The organism is Mesorhizobium sp. WSM4821 (assembly GCF_055901555.1).
In genome coordinates this window covers 4,394,504-4,410,109 of record NZ_CM148371.1, presented here as the reverse complement: position 1 = coordinate 4,410,109, position 15,606 = coordinate 4,394,504, and the positions used below count along the sequence as shown (strand labels likewise).

Below are 15,606 nucleotides of genomic sequence, written 5' to 3'. Positions count from 1 at the left end.
AATATAAACGGCGAAAGTTGCCGCAACGGCACCCTCTAGGAGAGCGACGTCTCGATCAGTTGAACCTCTGCCTCCTGGCAGATCTTGCGCACCGACGGGATGCCGCAGCGGTCTGTGATGAAGGTGTTGACTTGCGACAGATGGCCGATGCGAACCGGCGCCGTCCTCTCGAACTTGGTCTGGTCGGAAACGAGAATGACATGCCGGGCATTGGCAATGATCGCCTGCGCCACCTTCACTTCGCGAAAGTCGAAATCGAGCAACGCGCCATCATGATCGATCGCCGAGGCGCCGATCACCGCGTAGTCGACCTTGAACTGCCTGATGAAGTCGACTGCCGCCTCGCCGACCACGCCGCCGTCGGAGCCGCGCACGACACCGCCGGCAATAACAACTTCAATGGAAGGATATATGCGCATCCTGTTGGCAACATTGATATTATTGGTGATGACCATCAATCCGGCGTGATCAAGAAGCGCCTTGCTGACCGACTCCGTGGTGGTGCCGATATTGATGAACAGCGAGGCGTTGTCCGGGATCAGCCTGGCCGCTGCCCGGCCGATTGCCTCCTTCTCCTCGGCGGCGATCTTGCGCCGCGCCTCATACTCCATGTTCTCGATGCCGGACGGAAACAGCGCCCCGCCATGGATGCGGGAGAGCAGCCGCTGGTCGCACAGATCGTTGAGATCCTTGCGAATGGTCTGCGGCGTCACGTTGAAATGCGTTGCCAGATCGTCGACCAGCACGCGGCCATGATCCTTGGCCATCTGGATGATTTCGGAATGACGCGGCGACAGATACATCAGGGAAGCTCCCGTTTTCGTTTTTCTTGTCTATATCGGAAAACGAAAATGAAGAAAAGGCAAAGCCGGCTAATGAAAACAATGCGGCCGCAAAGGCAAACCTCAACGCAGCTATGCCGGCCCATTCAAGTCAGGCTGCGGGCAATTTCGGTGATGACCGCGAAAGCGGCGTCGATGTCGGCCGCAGTCGTGTCGAACTGGCCGACCTGAAAGCGGATCGCGACCTGCCCGTTCACCCGTGTCTGTGTCAGGTAGATGCGACCGTCGTCGTTGATTGCATTGACCAGCCGGAGATTGTGTTCGTCCGAATCGTTGCCGCCCGCAGCCAGATGCCGGAACGAAAACAGCGACAGCATCGGCTCCGTGACGATCTCGAAATCCGCTTCCCTGGCCAGCCGCGCGGCAAGGCCTTCGCCCCAGGCGACATGGTTGCGGATCATCGACCGCAGATTTTCCAGCCCGTGGGCGCGCAGCAGGAACCACAATTTCAGTGCGCGAAAGCGCCGCCCCAGCGGCACTGACCATTCGGAATAGTTGATGATGCCGTCGCGCCCATGCGTCTTCAGGTAATCCGGCTTGATGGCGAGCGTGCGCACCAAGTCTTCCGGCCGGCGGATAAACTGCATCGAGCAGTCGAACTGCGCGCCAAGCCATTTGTGCGGGTTGAAGACGATGGAATCGGCGTGTTCTACGCCCGCCCAGAAATGCCGGTACTCCGGGCATATCATCGCCGATCCTGCCCAAGCGGCATCGACATGCAGATAGAGCCCGTATCGTTTCGCCACGGCGGCGACTTCGGCGATATCATCCGTGCCGCCGGTGCTGGTGCCGCCGACACAAGCAATGATGCCGACCGGCAGCATGCCCGCCTCCCGGTCGGCGGCGATCGCGGCTTCGAGGGCTGCGACATCCATGGCACGAAAGCGGCCGGCAACCGGAATGCGCACGAGATTCTCCTCGCCGATACCCGACACCCAGATCGCCCGGTCGATCGAGGTATGGACCTGGTCGGAAGAATAGACGCGCAATATCGGCTGGCCTTGCAGGCCTTTCTTGTTGCCCTGCCAGTCGAGCGCCCGCTCGCGCATGGTCAGCACGGCGGCAAGCGTCGACGACGATGCCGAATCCTGCATGACGCCGGAAAACCCTTCCGGCAGGCCAAGCGCCTGCCGCATCCAGTCGACGACGCGGGTCTCGAGTTCGGTTGCTGCCGGCGAGGTCTGCCAAAGCATGCATTGCGCGGCCATCGCCGAGACGAGGTATTCGGCCACTACCGAGACCGGTGCGGCATTGGCCGGGAAATAGGCGAAGAAGCGCGGGTGCTGCCAGTGCGTCATGCCCGGCAGGATTTTTTGCTCGAAGTCGGCGAAGATAGCCTGCATCGTTTCGCCATCTTCCGGCGGCGAGACATCGATGCTTCTAGAGATTTCGCCCGGTTCGACGAGCGGCCGCACCGGCCTTTGGCGAAGTGTGCGCCTGTAGTCGGCACCCCATTCGGCCGCGTACAACGACCATTCCCGGAATTCGTTGCTGTTCATATTCCTCTCCGTCGCATCGAGCCCAGCGATCAAAGAGCACGAAAACCGGAGGCTTTCATTCGGGAAAATCAGGCAGGCTCGCAAAAGCAGCCTTCAGCGCGCTCGACCAGCCGTCCGAAATGGTGCGGTAGTATTGATCGTCCTGGGCTATCCGCTTCTTCAGGCTGACCCTGAAGGCGTCCTTTTCGTAGAACAGCAGATCGAGCGGCAGGCCGACCGACAGGTTCGATTTCAGCGTCGAGTCGAACGACACCAGCAGCAGTTTCACCGTCTCGGCGAAACTCATCGTCTTTTCATAGGCGCGGATGATGATCGGCTTGCCATATTTGGTCTCGCCGATCTGGAAAAACGGCGTGTCGTCGGTCGATTCGATGAAATTGCCTTCCGGATAAATCATGAACAGCCGCGGCGCGCTGCCCTTGATCTGGCCGCCGAGGATGAAGGAGGCATTGAAATAAGAATCCGCCTTGTCGCCCGACGGCGACGAACCGGCGATGACTTCCTTGACGGTGTCGCCGACCATCCGCACCGTCTGGTACATGGAGGGCGTTTCGAGCAGCGTCGCGTGGCGATCACCAATTGCCTTGGTGCGCTCGTCGAGCAGGCTGACGACGGCCTGCGTCGTCGCCAGATTACCGGCCGACATCAGCACGATAACGCGCTCGCCCGGTTCCTCCCAGACATGCATCTTCTTGAAGGTCGAGATCGAATCCATGCCGGCATTGGTGCGCGTGTCCGACATGAACACGAGCCCGCGATCGATCTTCAGGCCGACGCAATAGGTCATCGAATCTCTTTGCCAGCAATCCTGCCGGGATTACTGCTCCACCGTGACGGTGACCGCAAGCTGTTCTTCCGCTTGTCCCAGTCGAATTCCCGACACCGGCGTGGCGTCGCGGTAATCGCGGCCGGTCGCCACCCTTACATAGCGTTCGTCGGGCGAAATGCCGTTGGCTACGTCGAACGCGACCCAGCCGAGGCCTGCAACATGCGCCTCGGCCCAGGCATGGCTCGCCGCCTGCTCGACCGACGCATCCATCATCAGGTAACCGCTGACGTAGCGGGCCGGAAATCCCATGGCGCGCGCGGCGGCGGCAAAGATGTGGCTGTGGTCCTGGCAGACCCCGGTCTTGAGCGCCAGCGCATCCTCGGCCGGCGTCGCCGCGTTGGTGGTACCCGGCGTATAGGCGACGCGTTCGCCGATCACGGCCATCAGCCGGTGCAGTCTTTCGATATCGCTCCCGTCGCCGACCGAGGCCGCGAGTTCGCGTATGCCGCCGCCGATCGCGGTCAACGGCGTTTCATGGCTAAACAGCCAGAGCGGCGCAAATCCCTGATGTGGCCCGGAGACGCCTGACGTTTCGCGTGTCACCACCTCGCCTGATGCCTCGACGGTGATGAAATCGCGCTCGCCTTCGACGCTCAACAGCCGCGTGTCATTGCCGAAATGGTCGGTGAAGCGCACTTCCTCGCGCGCGCCTTCGATCTTCAGCGCCCAGGACAAGACGGTCTGCGTCGGTCCGCTGACCGGAAGCAGCCGCAGCCGCTGCAACAGGTAGTGCACCGGCGCATCGTAGCGGTATTCGGTCCGGTGGGTGATCTTCAGCCGCATGGCTTCCTCAATAGAACCGATAGTCCTGCGCGATCTCGTCGCCGAGCCTGGTGTTGTCGCGAATGAAATTGGCCAGGAATTCATGCAGGCCGGCGTCGAATATGTCCTTGATCGACCCAGCCGTCAGCATGGCCTGGGTCTTGCCGGCGGTCGCATGACAGGCATGGCGCTCGCCATAATCGTCACCCAGGAATCTGAGATGCTCCGTCAGGAAACGATAGCAGAAGGTCAGCGAACGCGGCATGCGAACGTTGAGGATCAGGTAGTCGGCGATGTTGGTCGGCTTGTAGTCGGCCTCATAGACCCAGCGATAGGAACGGTGCGCCGACACCGAGCGTAGGATCGATTCCCACTGGTAGTTGTCGAGCGTCGAACCGACCCACGAGATCGACGGCAACAGCACGTAGTACTTCACATCCAGGATGCGTGCGGTGTTGTCGGCGCGTTCGACATAGGTGCCGAGCTGCGAGAAATCGAAAATCTCGTTGCGCAGCATGGTGCCATAGAACGAGCCGCGGATCAGCGCCGTTTCGCGCTTGATCGCGTCGAGCACGCTGGGCAGGTCGCGTTCGTCGATCGGCCTGGCCAGCATCCGCTTCAGCGACATCCAGGCTTCGTTGATGCTTTCCCAGGTTTCGCGCGTCAGCGCGGTGCGCACCATGCGGGCATTGTTGCGAGCCGTCTCGATCGACGCCATCGTGCTTGACGGGTTCGATCTGTCCCGCAGCAGGAAATCGGCAACGTTGGCCGCGGTATAGTCGGAGTATTTCTGCGTGAAGGCGACGTCCGAACCGGCGCTGAGCAGCACCGAATTCCATTCCTCCGAGGCGTTCTGGGTGCGCGTCAACGCCATGCGCAGCCCGGCATCGACCAGCCGCGCCATGTTCTCCGCCCGCTCGATGTAGCGGTTCATCCAGTAGAGCCCGTTGGCGGTGCGGCCGAGAAGCATGGGAAGTGGCCCTTCGGGCTAGTGTGTAGGGAATAGTGAGTAGTCGGTAGTAAGCACCTGAACTTCAATCGAATTCTGCATTTCGCTGTCCCCTCTTCTATTCACTACTGACTACTCCCTACTCACTCATCTCAATCATCCAGCACCCACGTATCTTTCGTCCCACCGCCTTGCGAGGAGTTGACGACCAGCGAGCCTTCCTTCAGCGCCACGCGCGTCAGGCCGCCGGGCACGATCTGGATGCGGTCGGAAACCAGCACATAGGGCCTGAGATCGACATGGCGCGGCGCCAGCCCCTTATCCGTCAGGATTGGACAGGTCGACAGCGCCAGAGTCGGCTGGGCGATGTAGTTCCACGGCTTTGCCTGGAGTTTCTTGGAAAAATCCTCGCATTCCTTCTTGGTCGCCGCCGGTCCTACCAGCATGCCGTAGCCGCCGGAACCGTGCACCTCCTTCACCACCAGCTCGCGGATATGCTCGAGCACGTATTTCAGGCTGTCCGGTTCCGAGCAGCGCCAGGTCGGGATGTTGCCGAGGATCGCCTTGCGGCCAGTGTAGAATTCGACGATCTCGGGCATGTAGGAATAGATCGCCTTGTCGTCGGCGATGCCGGTTCCCGGCGCGTTGGCGATGGTGATGTTGCCGGCGCGATAGACGTCCATGATCCCCGGCACGCCGAGTGCCGAGTCCGGACGGAAGCTCAGCGGATCGAGGAAAGAATCGTCCACCCTTCGATAAAGCACGTCGATCTGCTTGTAGCCTTCGGTCGTGCGCATCGCGACATGGCCATCGACGACACGCAGATCCTGCCCCTCGACAAGCTGCACGCCCATCTGGTCGGCAAGAAAGGCGTGTTCGAAATAGGCGGAGTTGAAGCTGCCCGGCGTCAGCACGGCAATGGTCGGCGCGCCCTTGGTGCTTTGCGGCCGCACCGCCGCCAGCGACTGGCGCAGGAGCTGCGGATAGTTTTCCACCGGCCGCACCTTGATCTGCTGGAACAGCTCGGGAAAGAGCTGCATCATCGTCTCGCGGTTCTCCAACATGTAGGAGACGCCGGACGGCGTGCGCGCATTGTCCTCCAGCACATAGAATTCATTCTCGCTGATGCGAACGATGTCGACGCCGATGATATGGGTGTAGACGCCGGCCGGTGGCCGCATCCCGATCATCTCGGGCAGGAACGCCTCATTCCGGGCGATCAGCTCCTTGGGGACACGCCCGGCGCGCAAGATCTCCTGACGGTGATAGATGTCGTCGAGAAAGGCATTCAATGCCTGGACGCGCTGCTCTATGCCCTGCGTCAGCCTGCGCCATTCATTGCCGGAAATGATGCGCGGAACGATATCAAAGGGAATAAGCCGTTCGGAGGCTTCCTGCTCGCCGTAGACGGCAAAGGTGATGCCGGTCTTGCGAAACACGCGTTCGGCATCCTGCATCTTTTCGGTAAGCCTGGCCGGATCCTGCTCCTTCAGCCAGCGATCGTAAGCCGAATACGGACTTCTCAATCCGGAGACTTCCGGAAGCATTTCGTCGAACGCTGCCAATCGCATACTCCCCTGTGAGACCATTTCACTGGCGTCACAGGAGAAAATCAAGCGCAATCGGTGATTTGGGGGGTGCTGGCGACCAGTATGTCGCGACTGCCTAAAATTAGGGCAGCGTCAATATGGCTGTAATCAGGCTTTGCCTCATGTCCAGGCAAGTGCCGAAGGTCCTACAGCGCCGCACAACCTATTGGACGCCCAAAGACGCTGTAGCACCTTGATTTGACGCATGATCCCCAGCGAAATCGATTCCGATTTTGCTAGGCTAGGTTGACCTTCGGTTCGGGCCATGCGCTAAAAGGCGCGGAAGGTGACGACTGTGAACGTGTCCTTGATGCCCGGAAGGATCTGCACCTTCTCGTTGACGAAGTGGCCGATGTCCTCCTCCTCGTCGACGTAGAATTTGGCGAGCAGATCGTAGTTGCCGGCTGTCGAGTAGATTTCCGAAGCGATCTCGGCATCGGCCAAAGCACTGGCAACGTCATAGGCCTTGCCCAGATCGCACTTTATCTGCACGAAAAATGCCTTCATTGCCCGGTCCTGCTCAAGCTTGCACCTATAGCGCCGCGCGTCCCCATGCGCATAGGCGGCCCTTGTGACAGACTGCTGTCCGGCTTTCAAGCATGAGGGGCGCTGAGGCCGCCCTCGCCTGCCTGAGTTCCGCCTGCGTGCGACGTTGAATGTTGCCGTCGCTGAAACCATGAAGCGCCGTAGAGCGTATGGTATGGTGAGCGTCTTCAGACGGCTCATCAGGGGACAACGGAGACAGGCCATGCGCCGCGCGGTTTTGGCATTCGCAATCGTTCCATTCATTTTCGCGTTCCCGGCCTTGGCCGGCGATGCCGAAATCAAGGCGGGCCAGGCAACCATCGACGGGCAATTGAAGGCTTTCATGGCCGACGATGGCGCCGCCGCCTACAGCTTCGCCGCACCGAATGTGAAACGCATCTTTCCGACCGTCGACACCTTCATGAACATGGTGACCAATGGCTATGCGCCGGTGCGCAAGCCACGGACTTATGCCTTCGGCAAAGTACAGGAACTGAGCCCGACAACGATCATCCAGCAAGTGCTGATCGTCGGACCGGACGGCAAGGATTACGAGGCAGTCTATACGCTCGAACAACAGCCCGACGGCAGCTTCCGCATCACCGGCTGCAGCCTGCGCGCGTCCACCTCGCTGAGCACCTGAGCGCTCGGTCACATCGCCGGGATATCGCCCCGCGCCCAGCCCTCGGAAATTTCCGCCGCCCGCGCCTCGAAAACGCCGGCTTCGATGGCGGCGCGAATGTCCTGCATCAGCTTCTGGTAGTAGGAAAGATTGTTCCAGGTCAGGAGCATCGCCCCCAGCGCCTCTTGCGAGCGAACCAGATGGTGCAGATAGGCGCGTGAATAATCCCTGGCGGCCGGGCAGTCGCTCTCCTCGTCCAGCGGGCGAGGATCGTCGGCATGGCGGGCGTTGCGCAGATTGACCTTGCCGCGCCTTGTGTAGGCGAGGCCATGGCGGCCGGCGCGTGTCGGCATCACGCAATCGAACATGTCGATGCCGCGCGCCACTGATTTCAAGATGTCGTCAGGCGTGCCGACGCCCATCAGATAGCGCGGCCTGTCCGCTGGCAGTTCCGGGCAGGTGATGTCGAGCATTTCGAGCATCACCGCCTGCGGCTCGCCGACGGCCAGCCCGCCGATCGCATAGCCCTTGAGGTCCATCGCTTTCAGCGCCTGCGCCGAGCGCAGCCGCAAGGCCGGTATGTCGCCGCCCTGAACGATGCCGAACATCGCCTTGCCCTGCTGGTCGCCGAATGCGGCCTTGCAGCGTTCGGCCCAGCGCAGCGACAGCTCCATGGCGCGCTCGATCTCTTTCTCCATGGCCGGCAGCGCGGTGCATTCGTCGAGCTGCATCTGGATGTCGGAATCGAGCAGCCCCTGGATTTCGATCGAGCGCTCGGGCGACATCTCATAGGCGGCGCCGTCGATATGCGAGCGGAAGGTGACACCCTTCTCAGTGAGTTTCCTCAGCTTCGACAGCGACATCACCTGGAAGCCGCCGCTGTCGGTCAGGATCGGATGCGGCCAGCGGGCGAATTCATGCAGGCCGCCAAGCCGCGCCACGCGTTCGGCGCCGGGCCGCAGCATCAGATGATAGGTGTTGCCAAGGATGATGTCCGAGCCGAGGGCGCGCACCTGGTCCATATACATAGTCTTGACCGTGCCGCCGGTGCCGACCGGCATGAAGGCCGGCGTGCGGATTTCTCCGCGCGGCATGATGATCGCGCCGCGCCGTGCCCTGCCGTTGGTCGCCAGCACCTCGAAGGTAAACGCCTTACTCATTGAATTCCTTGTCATACACAGGCGCGCCAGGAACCTGCCGTTCCAGCGACTGGCGGTAGCGGATGCAGCCGCGCATGAATTTCGGCCAGGGCGGCACGGCGATTGCTGGCTCGGTCTTTTCCGGCAGCAGATCCCACAGATCGGGATGGTGCCAGCACAGATCATGGCCGGTGGAGTCGCGATGCTCGCGAATGCCGGCGCGCAGCTTCTTGACCTCGGCGATCAAGGCGTCGCGGTCGAAAATTTCCAGATCATCGTCCATCGTTCTCCTGGAACAGAAGAGTTGCATCTCCATAGGAATAGAATCTGTAGCGGTTCTCGATGGCATGCGCATAGGCCGCACGCATCGTTTCCAGACCGCAAAACGCCGAAACCAGCATGAACAGCGTCGAGCGCGGCAGATGGAAATTGGTCATCAGCATGTCGGCGGCCTTGAAACGGTAGCCGGGCGTGATGAAGATGTCGGTCGGACCCGACCATCCAACCAATGTGCCATCCTCCCGCGCAGCGCTCTCCAGCAGGCGCAACGAGGTCGTGCCGACGGCAACGATGCGCCCGCCACGCGCCTTTGCCGCGTTGAGCGCGGCGGCGGTTTCCGGGCTGACCGAACCGATCTCGGCATGCATCTTGTGATCGGCGGTGTCGTCGACTTTCACCGGCAGGAACGTGCCGGCGCCGACATGCAAGGTGACGAAGCGCCGCTCGATGGCCTTAGTATCCAGCGCCGCGAAAAGCTCCGGCGAGAAATGCAGGCCAGCGGTGGGTGCCGCCACGGCCCCCTCCTCCCTGGCATAGATGGTCTGGTAGTCGCTGCGGTCGCGCTCGTCGTCGTCGCGCTTCGAGGCGATGTATGGCGGCAGCGGAATATGGCCGACGGCGTGCAGCGCCTCGTCGAGGAATGGACCTGAAAGGTCAAATCCGAGCAGCACCTCGCCGCCGTCGCCCTTCTCGATCACCGTGGCGTCGAGCTGACCGAGAAAGCAGGAATTGGCGTCATGACCGAAATGGATGCGGTCACCGGCGGCGATGCGCTTGCCAGGTCGCATGAACGCCAGCCAGCGGTCCGGCGCCACCCGCATATGCAGCGTGGCTTCGACTTGCGCCGTCGCTTCGCCGCGCCGCCTGATGCCTTTCAACTGTGCCGGAATGACCTTGGTGTCGTTGAAGACCAGCACGTCACCGGCCTCGAGCAGGGACGGCAACTCGCGCACCGCCCGGTCCTCAAGTCCCTCACCCGGCCTGACCACGAGCATTTTGGCGCTGTCGCGCGGCTCGGCCGGGCGAAGCGCGATGCGCTCCTCCGGCAGGTCAAAGTCGAAAAGGTCGACGCGCAAGGAAATCCCGCCTCAAGGTTCCGGGCAGGTCACCGCCCAGGCGCCAACACCGTCGATGCTCAGCGTGCCGCCCATCGCGAAACTGGACTGCTCACTGGCCTTGGCCAGTCGCAATTTGGCGACGATCGAACTGATACCCTCGTCGGTGAGATCGATCACCATGTGCTGGTCGTCCTCGAATGCCTGTCCGACGATGATTTTCGTCGAACCCGGCTGACCGTCGGTGGTCCATGTCTTGCCGCCGGCATCCAGCCACACGCGCGCGACCGCGATGACGGCGGTGTTTCCCAGCAGGACATCGATCGATGCCGCGTCGGCTTCAGCGCTGCAAACGATCGACTCCGTCGCCAGCGCCGGAGTGGCCGCCGCGACAAGCATCAGACTGATCGCCGCGACAGCCCTGTAGGTCATTTCACGTCGGCCGCAACCTTCAGTGACACGATCTTGTCGGGATCCTGCACCGGCTCGCCGCGCTTGATCTTGTCGACATTGTCCATGCCTTCGATGACCTGGCCCCAGACCGTGTACTGACGGTTGAGGAAAGCGGCATCGTCGAAGCAGATGAAGAACTGCGAGTTGGCCGAGTTCGGGTTCTGCGAGCGCGCCATCGAGCAGGTGCCGCGGCCGTGATTGGCGTTGGAGAACTCGGCCTTCAGGTCGGGCTTGTCGGAGCCGCCCATGCCCGCGCGGGCAGGCGCAAAAGTCGGCTTGCTGGAATTGCCGAATTTCACGTCTCCGGTCTGCGCCATGAAGCCGTCGATGACGCGGTGGAACACCACGCCGTCATAGGCGCCTTCGCGCGCCAGTTCCTTGATGCGGCCGACATGGCCGGGCGCCAGATCGGGCAGCAGTTCGATGACGACCTTGCCCTTGGTCGTTTCCATGATGAGCGCGTTTTCGCGGTCCTTGATCTCGGCCATGTCAGAAATATCCTTTGAAAACAAATGGTTTACTTGCCGTCGGCGGCGATGCGCACCTTGACCATGCGATCGGGACCGGCGACGACCCCGTTCTGCGCCGCGTCGCCTTTCTTTATCTTGTCCACCAACTCCATGCCGTTCTCGACCTTGCCGACGATGGTGTACTGGCCATCGAGCGGCGGCGCCGGCGCGAACATGATGAAGAATTGCGAATTGGCGGAATCCGGATTCTGCGAGCGGGCCATTCCGACCACGCCGCGCTCGTAGCGCTCGGACGTCGAGAATTCGGCCGGCAGGTCGGGAAGATCGGAACCGCCGGTACCGACGGCATCGGCGTCGAAGCCGTCCTTGATGTTGCCGAACTTCACGTCGCCGGTCTGCGCCATGAAGCCGTCGATGACGCGGTGGAAAGCGACATTGTCGTAAGCGCCCTGGCGGACCAGCTTCTTGATCTGCTCGACATGCTTCGGCGCGAGATCGGGCCTGAGCGCGATGGTCACGTCGCCGTCCTTCAGCGTGATGATCATGGTGTTTTCCGGATCGGCGGCGAAGGCCGAAACGGATGCAGCCACAAGGCCGAAAAGAAGGACAAGGCAGGTAGCGAGCCTTTTGAGCTGCATGGATCTTTCTCCGAAAACCTTTGTTTCAAGCATGTCGTTGCCCAAAACCGGGTTCCACTTTTGGGCATGCATCATTTCGCGAATTTGGCGGTGAGCGCGCCGGCCACTGCCGCCGGCACGAAGGGGCGGATGTCGCCACCCATCGAGGCTATCTGACGGACAAGTGTGGCGGTAATGGTTCGCACCGAAGGGCTGGCGGGCAGAAAAACCGTCTGCAATTCAGGAGCCATGGTTTCGTTCATGCCGGCCATCTGCATCTCGTAGTCGAGATCGGTGCCGTCGCGCAGGCCACGGATCATGATCGAGGCGCCTTCTCTCCTGGCCGCGTCGATGACCAACCCGTCGAAGGCGACGACCTTGATGCGGGCGCCGTCGCGGCCGAATTCGGCATTCGCCGCCGCTTCGATGAGGCCGACCCGTTCCTCAAAGGAAAACAGTGGCTTCTTGCCGGGGTGAATGCCGATCGCCGCATAGACGGTGTCCGCCACGGCCAGCGAGGCTTTCAGCACGTCGAGATGACCGTTGGTCAACGGGTCGAAGGAGCCGGCGTAAAGGGCGATGCGTTCGGTCATGGCAGGTGCTTCTAGCGAGCCTCTCTCGCAAAGGCAAATCCGATCAGCAGGTTGCCCGTGAACCTTTTGCTCGAGATGAACGACAGATGAACGGGCCGATCACGAAGGCTTCACGCAGCGTTCACTAGATTGCGGCTTCAGAAGATGAAACCAAAACCCCATTTGGACGTTGTTAGGCGCAGGAGAACACGCACATGCTGATCTACATGCTCGCCACCGCAATGACCGTCGCCATGCTGATTGCCACCGTATTCGGGCTGCATCAGGAAGCAGTGCGCGTCCGCGCCAAGGCCAATATCAAGCGGTTCGAAGGCTTCGGCATCCGCAAGCCCTATCGCCACTTCTGAATTCGCAGGCGATCACGCCGGTCCTTCGGGCCGGCGTGCCATATCTGGTGCTTATTCGGCGTTGTCCCGACCAGTCTCTTCGATGCCGGTATCCGGGCCGCCCTCGACACTCTCTTCGGCTTCCTCGTCCGATTGCGGTTCCGATATACGCTCCACCGAAACGACTTTTTCTCCGTCGGCCGTATTGAAGATGGTCACGCCCTTGGTGGCGCGGCTGGCGAAACGAATGCCGTTGACCGGCACGCGGATGACGGTGCCGCCATCAGAAACAAGCATGATCTGGTCGTCATTGCCGACCGGGAAAGTCGCAACCAATTGGCCGATCTCAGCCGCCTTCGACACGTCGGTGGCGCGAATGCCCTTACCGCCGCGCCCTGTCAGGCGGAAATCGTACGACGACGAACGCTTGCCGTAGCCATATTCCGTCACCGTCAGCACGAACTGCTCGTGAACTTTGAGGAATTCGTAACGTTCGTCGGAAAGCTCCGCCTCCTCGCCGACCTCTTCATTGGTCAGCGCGATTTCCTCTTCCTCGCCGGCGGCAATGCCGGCGGCGAGCCGGCGCTCGGCAACCGCCCGCCTGAGATAGGCGGCGCGCTCGGCGGGCGATGCATCGACGTGCTCGATCACCGCCATCGAGATCACCCTATCCGTGTCGGCCATGGCGATGCCGCGCACGCCGACCGAATTGCGGCTTTGGAAGACACGCACGTCGCTGACCGAAAAGCGGATGCACTGGCCGGAGCTTGCGGTCAAAAGCACGTCGTCATTGTCGGTGCAGGTCTCGACGCCGAGAATCTCGTCGCCTTCCTCTTCCAGCTTCATGGCGATCTTGCCGTTGCGGTTGACCTGGACGAAGTCCGACAGCTTGTTGCGGCGCACCGTGCCGCGCGTCGTGGCGAACATTACGTCGAGCTCGCCCCAGCTTGTCTCGTCCTCGGGCAGCGGCATGATGGTGGTGATGCGTTCGCCCTGCTCCAGCGGCAGCATGTTGATCAGCGCCTTGCCGCGTGACTGCGGGTTGCCGATCGGCAGGCGCCAGACCTTTTCCTTGTAGACGATGCCGCGCGAGGAGAAGAACAGCACCGGCGTGTGCGTGTTGGCGACGAACAGTCGGGTGACAAAATCCTCTTCCTTGGTCGACATGCCGGAGCGGCCCTTGCCGCCGCGGCGCTGCGCCCGGTAGAGCGACAGCGGCACGCGCTTGATGTAGCCGGAATGGCTGACCGTCACGACCATGTCCTCGCGCTGGATCAGGTCCTCGTCTTCCATATCAGCCCCGCCCTCGGAGAGTTCGGTGCGGCGCGGCGTGCCGAACTCGTCGCGCACGGCGATGAGCTCGTCCTTGACGATCTGCTGGATGCGGGCGCGGGACGACAGGATGTCGAGATAATCGATGATCTCCGCACCGATCGTGTTCAACTCGTCGGCGATCTCGTCGCGGCCGAGCGCGGTCAGGCGCTGCAGGCGCAGTTCGAGGATTGCGCGCGCCTGTTCCTCGGACAGATTGTAGGTGCCGTCCTCATTGATGCGGTGGCGCGGATCGTCGATCAGCAGGATCAGCGATTCGACGTCTCCCGAGGGCCAGCGCCGCTCCATCAACTGCTCGCGCGCCGTCTGCGGGTCCGGCGCGGTGCGGATCAGTTTTATGACCTCGTCGATATTGGCGACGGCGATTGCCAAGCCGACCAGCACGTGAGCGCGGTCGCGCGCCTTGCGCAGCAGGAATTTCGTGCGCCGGCTGATCACCTCCTCGCGGAAGGCGACGAACGCCTTCAGCATGTCGAGCAGCGTCAGCAGCTCCGGCTTGCCGCCGTTCAGGGCCACCATATTGGCGCCGAACGACGTCTGCAGTGGCGTAAAACGGTAGAGCTGGTTGAGAATGACGTCGGCGACAGCGTCGCGCTTCAATTCGATGACGACGCGGTAGCCTTGGCGGTCGCTCTCGTCGCGGATGTCGGAAATGCCCTCGATGCGCTTCTCGCGCACAAGCTCGGCCATCTTCTCAATCATAGACGACTTGTTCACCTGATAGGGAACTTCGGTGATGACGATCGATTCACGGTCGTTGCCGCGCGCCTCGATATTGACGCGGCCGCGCATGACGATGGAACCGCGGCCGGTCGAATAGGCGCTGTAGATGCCCGAGCGGCCGAGCACGATGCCGCCGGTCGGGAAATCCGGCCCCGGAATGATCTCCATCAGCGCCGGCAGATCGATCGCCGGATTGTCGATGAGGGCGATCGCGCCGTTGCAGACCTCCCCCAGGTTGTGCGGCGGGATGTTGGTGGCCATGCCGACGGCGATGCCGCCGGAGCCGTTGACCAGCAGGTTTGGAAACCGCGCCGGCAGGACTTTCGGCTCGCTGCCGGACGCATCGTAAGTGTCCTGGAAATCGACGGTTTCCTTGTCGATGTCCTCCAACAATTCATGCGCGACCTTGGTCAGCCGCGATTCGGTGTAACGCATCGCCGCCGGCGGATCGCCGTCGATCGAGCCGAAATTACCCTGCCCGTCGATCAGCGGCACGCGCAGCGACCAGTCCTGCGCCATGCGCACCAAGGCGTCGTAGATCGAGGCATCGCCATGCGGATGGTATTTACCCATCACGTCGGCGACCGGGCGCGCCGATTTCACATATTTGCGGTTCCAGTGGTAGCCGCTCTCATGAGCGGCGTAGAGAATGCGGCGATGCACCGGCTTCAGCCCGTCGCGCACGTCAGGCAACGCACGGCTGACGATCACGCTCATGGCGTAATCGAGATAGGAGCGTTGCATCTCCTCGATGATGGATATCGGCTCGATGCCGGTCGGGCCGCCGTCGGCGCCGCGCGGTGTCTTCTGGTCGGTCAAATCAGGTCACAATCTAATCAGGAATCACTTGGTGCTTATATAGGAAGCCGGGCCGAAACTCCAATGTCCGCCGCAGTTTTCCAATGTCCATTTTTGTGGTGATTTCAAAAGGATACCAATGATTGCGACGATATGGCCGAGACGCTTTTCGTGGCCGCCGGCACAAAGTTCATTATCAGGCCG

At 61.6% G+C, this 15,606-nt stretch carries 17 protein-coding genes; 2 read left to right on the top strand and 15 right to left on the bottom strand.

All coding sequences use genetic code 11. The features are described from left to right. Positions 1-35: 35 nt before the first annotated feature. The 7 genes from AC0NID_RS21355 to AC0NID_RS21325 form a co-directional block, all read right to left on the bottom strand. Positions 36-803 carry a DeoR/GlpR family DNA-binding transcription regulator gene (locus AC0NID_RS21355; RefSeq protein WP_145713006.1) on the bottom strand — a complete coding sequence of 256 codons (768 nt, stop codon included), beginning with the start codon at positions 801-803 and terminating at the stop codon, positions 36-38. Between the two features lie 125 nt (positions 804-928). Continuing rightward, positions 929-2,341 (bottom strand): pyridoxal phosphate-dependent decarboxylase family protein, encoded by a 1,413-nt coding sequence (locus AC0NID_RS21350; protein WP_473456920.1) that lies wholly within the window; start codon positions 2,339-2,341, stop codon positions 929-931. Positions 2,342-2,396: 55 nt separating this feature from the next. Beyond that, positions 2,397-3,128, bottom strand: coding sequence for a proteasome-type protease (locus AC0NID_RS21345; protein ID WP_473456918.1), 732 nt, complete (start codon positions 3,126-3,128; stop codon positions 2,397-2,399). 30 nt (positions 3,129-3,158) lie between these two features. After that, positions 3,159-3,953, bottom strand: a complete 795-nt coding sequence (locus AC0NID_RS21340; protein ID WP_473456916.1) for a transglutaminase family protein — start codon at positions 3,951-3,953, stop codon at positions 3,159-3,161. Positions 3,954-3,960: 7 nt separating this feature from the next. Continuing rightward, positions 3,961-4,902: an alpha-E domain-containing protein gene (locus AC0NID_RS21335; protein ID WP_473456915.1), complete on the bottom strand. Its 942-nt coding sequence runs from the start codon at positions 4,900-4,902 to the stop codon at positions 3,961-3,963. Between the two features lie 131 nt (positions 4,903-5,033). Further along, positions 5,034-6,446 carry a circularly permuted type 2 ATP-grasp protein gene (locus tag AC0NID_RS21330; RefSeq protein WP_473456914.1) on the bottom strand — a complete coding sequence of 471 codons (1,413 nt, stop codon included), beginning with the start codon at positions 6,444-6,446 and terminating at the stop codon, positions 5,034-5,036. Positions 6,447-6,740: 294 nt separating this feature from the next. Further along, a complete protein-coding gene (locus AC0NID_RS21325; protein ID WP_473456913.1) occupies positions 6,741-6,977 on the bottom strand; it encodes an Lrp/AsnC ligand binding domain-containing protein in 237 nt (78 codons plus the stop codon). 241 nt (positions 6,978-7,218) lie between these two features. Here AC0NID_RS21325 and AC0NID_RS21320 point away from each other — a divergent pair, with 241 nt between their 5' ends. After that, positions 7,219-7,638 (top strand): DUF4864 domain-containing protein, encoded by a 420-nt coding sequence (locus AC0NID_RS21320; protein ID WP_473456912.1) that lies wholly within the window; start codon positions 7,219-7,221, stop codon positions 7,636-7,638. Between the two features lie 8 nt (positions 7,639-7,646). Here the strand turns inward: AC0NID_RS21320 and tgt are convergent, their stop codons facing one another. The 7 genes from tgt to coaD form a co-directional block, all read right to left on the bottom strand. Continuing rightward, positions 7,647-8,777, bottom strand: a complete 1,131-nt coding sequence (gene tgt / locus AC0NID_RS21315; RefSeq protein ID WP_473456911.1) for a tRNA guanosine(34) transglycosylase Tgt — start codon at positions 8,775-8,777, stop codon at positions 7,647-7,649. After that, positions 8,770-9,039, bottom strand: a complete 270-nt coding sequence (locus AC0NID_RS21310; RefSeq protein ID WP_473456910.1) for a hypothetical protein — start codon at positions 9,037-9,039, stop codon at positions 8,770-8,772. The genes tgt and AC0NID_RS21310 overlap by 8 nt, the downstream gene beginning before the upstream one ends. Further along, entirely contained in the window at positions 9,029-10,111 is a 1,083-nt protein-coding gene (gene queA, locus AC0NID_RS21305; protein WP_473456909.1) for a tRNA preQ1(34) S-adenosylmethionine ribosyltransferase-isomerase QueA, read from the bottom strand. Before queA ends, AC0NID_RS21310 begins: the two co-directional genes overlap by 11 nt. 12 nt (positions 10,112-10,123) lie before the next feature. Further along, positions 10,124-10,522 carry a hypothetical protein gene (locus tag AC0NID_RS21300; protein ID WP_473456908.1) on the bottom strand — a complete coding sequence of 133 codons (399 nt, stop codon included), beginning with the start codon at positions 10,520-10,522 and terminating at the stop codon, positions 10,124-10,126. Next, positions 10,519-11,031, bottom strand: a complete 513-nt coding sequence (locus tag AC0NID_RS21295) for a peptidylprolyl isomerase (RefSeq protein ID WP_473456907.1) — start codon at positions 11,029-11,031, stop codon at positions 10,519-10,521. The genes AC0NID_RS21300 and AC0NID_RS21295 overlap by 4 nt, the downstream gene beginning before the upstream one ends. Before the next feature lie 29 nt (positions 11,032-11,060). Next, complete coding sequence (locus AC0NID_RS21290) at positions 11,061-11,651, bottom strand: peptidylprolyl isomerase (RefSeq protein ID WP_473456906.1); 591 nt, start codon at positions 11,649-11,651, stop codon at positions 11,061-11,063. A gap of 71 nt (positions 11,652-11,722) precedes the next feature. Then, positions 11,723-12,223: a pantetheine-phosphate adenylyltransferase gene (coaD, locus tag AC0NID_RS21285; protein WP_473456905.1), complete on the bottom strand. Its 501-nt coding sequence runs from the start codon at positions 12,221-12,223 to the stop codon at positions 11,723-11,725. 194 nt (positions 12,224-12,417) lie between these two features. Here coaD and AC0NID_RS21280 point away from each other — a divergent pair, with 194 nt between their 5' ends. After that, positions 12,418-12,570 carry a hypothetical protein gene (locus tag AC0NID_RS21280; protein WP_126041897.1) on the top strand — a complete coding sequence of 51 codons (153 nt, stop codon included), beginning with the start codon at positions 12,418-12,420 and terminating at the stop codon, positions 12,568-12,570. A gap of 51 nt (positions 12,571-12,621) precedes the next feature. On the opposite strand, the gene gyrA is transcribed toward AC0NID_RS21280, so the two are convergent. Then, positions 12,622-15,423, bottom strand: a complete 2,802-nt coding sequence (gene gyrA, locus AC0NID_RS21275) for a DNA gyrase subunit A (RefSeq protein WP_473456904.1) — start codon at positions 15,421-15,423, stop codon at positions 12,622-12,624. Between the last annotated feature and the right edge of the window lie 183 nt (positions 15,424-15,606).

Coding starts and splice junctions, on each gene's coding strand:
- AC0NID_RS21290 (WP_473456906.1), bottom strand. CDS start 11,651: ATGCAGCTCAAAAGGCTCGCTACCTGCCTTGTCCTTCTTTTCGGCCTT.
- AC0NID_RS21280 (WP_126041897.1), top strand. CDS start 12,418: ATGCTGATCTACATGCTCGCCACCGCAATGACCGTCGCCATGCTGATT.
- AC0NID_RS21350 (WP_473456920.1), bottom strand. CDS start 2,341: ATGAACAGCAACGAATTCCGGGAATGGTCGTTGTACGCGGCCGAATGG.
- AC0NID_RS21335 (WP_473456915.1), bottom strand. CDS start 4,902: ATGCTTCTCGGCCGCACCGCCAACGGGCTCTACTGGATGAACCGCTAC.
- AC0NID_RS21295 (WP_473456907.1), bottom strand. CDS start 11,031: ATGGCCGAGATCAAGGACCGCGAAAACGCGCTCATCATGGAAACGACC.
- tgt (WP_473456911.1), bottom strand. CDS start 8,777: ATGAGTAAGGCGTTTACCTTCGAGGTGCTGGCGACCAACGGCAGGGCA.
- AC0NID_RS21340 (WP_473456916.1), bottom strand. CDS start 3,953: ATGCGGCTGAAGATCACCCACCGGACCGAATACCGCTACGATGCGCCG.
- AC0NID_RS21325 (WP_473456913.1), bottom strand. CDS start 6,977: ATGAAGGCATTTTTCGTGCAGATAAAGTGCGATCTGGGCAAGGCCTAT.
- AC0NID_RS21300 (WP_473456908.1), bottom strand. CDS start 10,522: ATGACCTACAGGGCTGTCGCGGCGATCAGTCTGATGCTTGTCGCGGCG.
- AC0NID_RS21320 (WP_473456912.1), top strand. CDS start 7,219: ATGCGCCGCGCGGTTTTGGCATTCGCAATCGTTCCATTCATTTTCGCG.
- AC0NID_RS21310 (WP_473456910.1), bottom strand. CDS start 9,039: ATGGACGATGATCTGGAAATTTTCGACCGCGACGCCTTGATCGCCGAG.
- AC0NID_RS21355 (WP_145713006.1), bottom strand. CDS start 803: ATGTATCTGTCGCCGCGTCATTCCGAAATCATCCAGATGGCCAAGGAT.
- AC0NID_RS21345 (WP_473456918.1), bottom strand. CDS start 3,128: ATGACCTATTGCGTCGGCCTGAAGATCGATCGCGGGCTCGTGTTCATG.
- coaD (WP_473456905.1), bottom strand. CDS start 12,223: ATGACCGAACGCATCGCCCTTTACGCCGGCTCCTTCGACCCGTTGACC.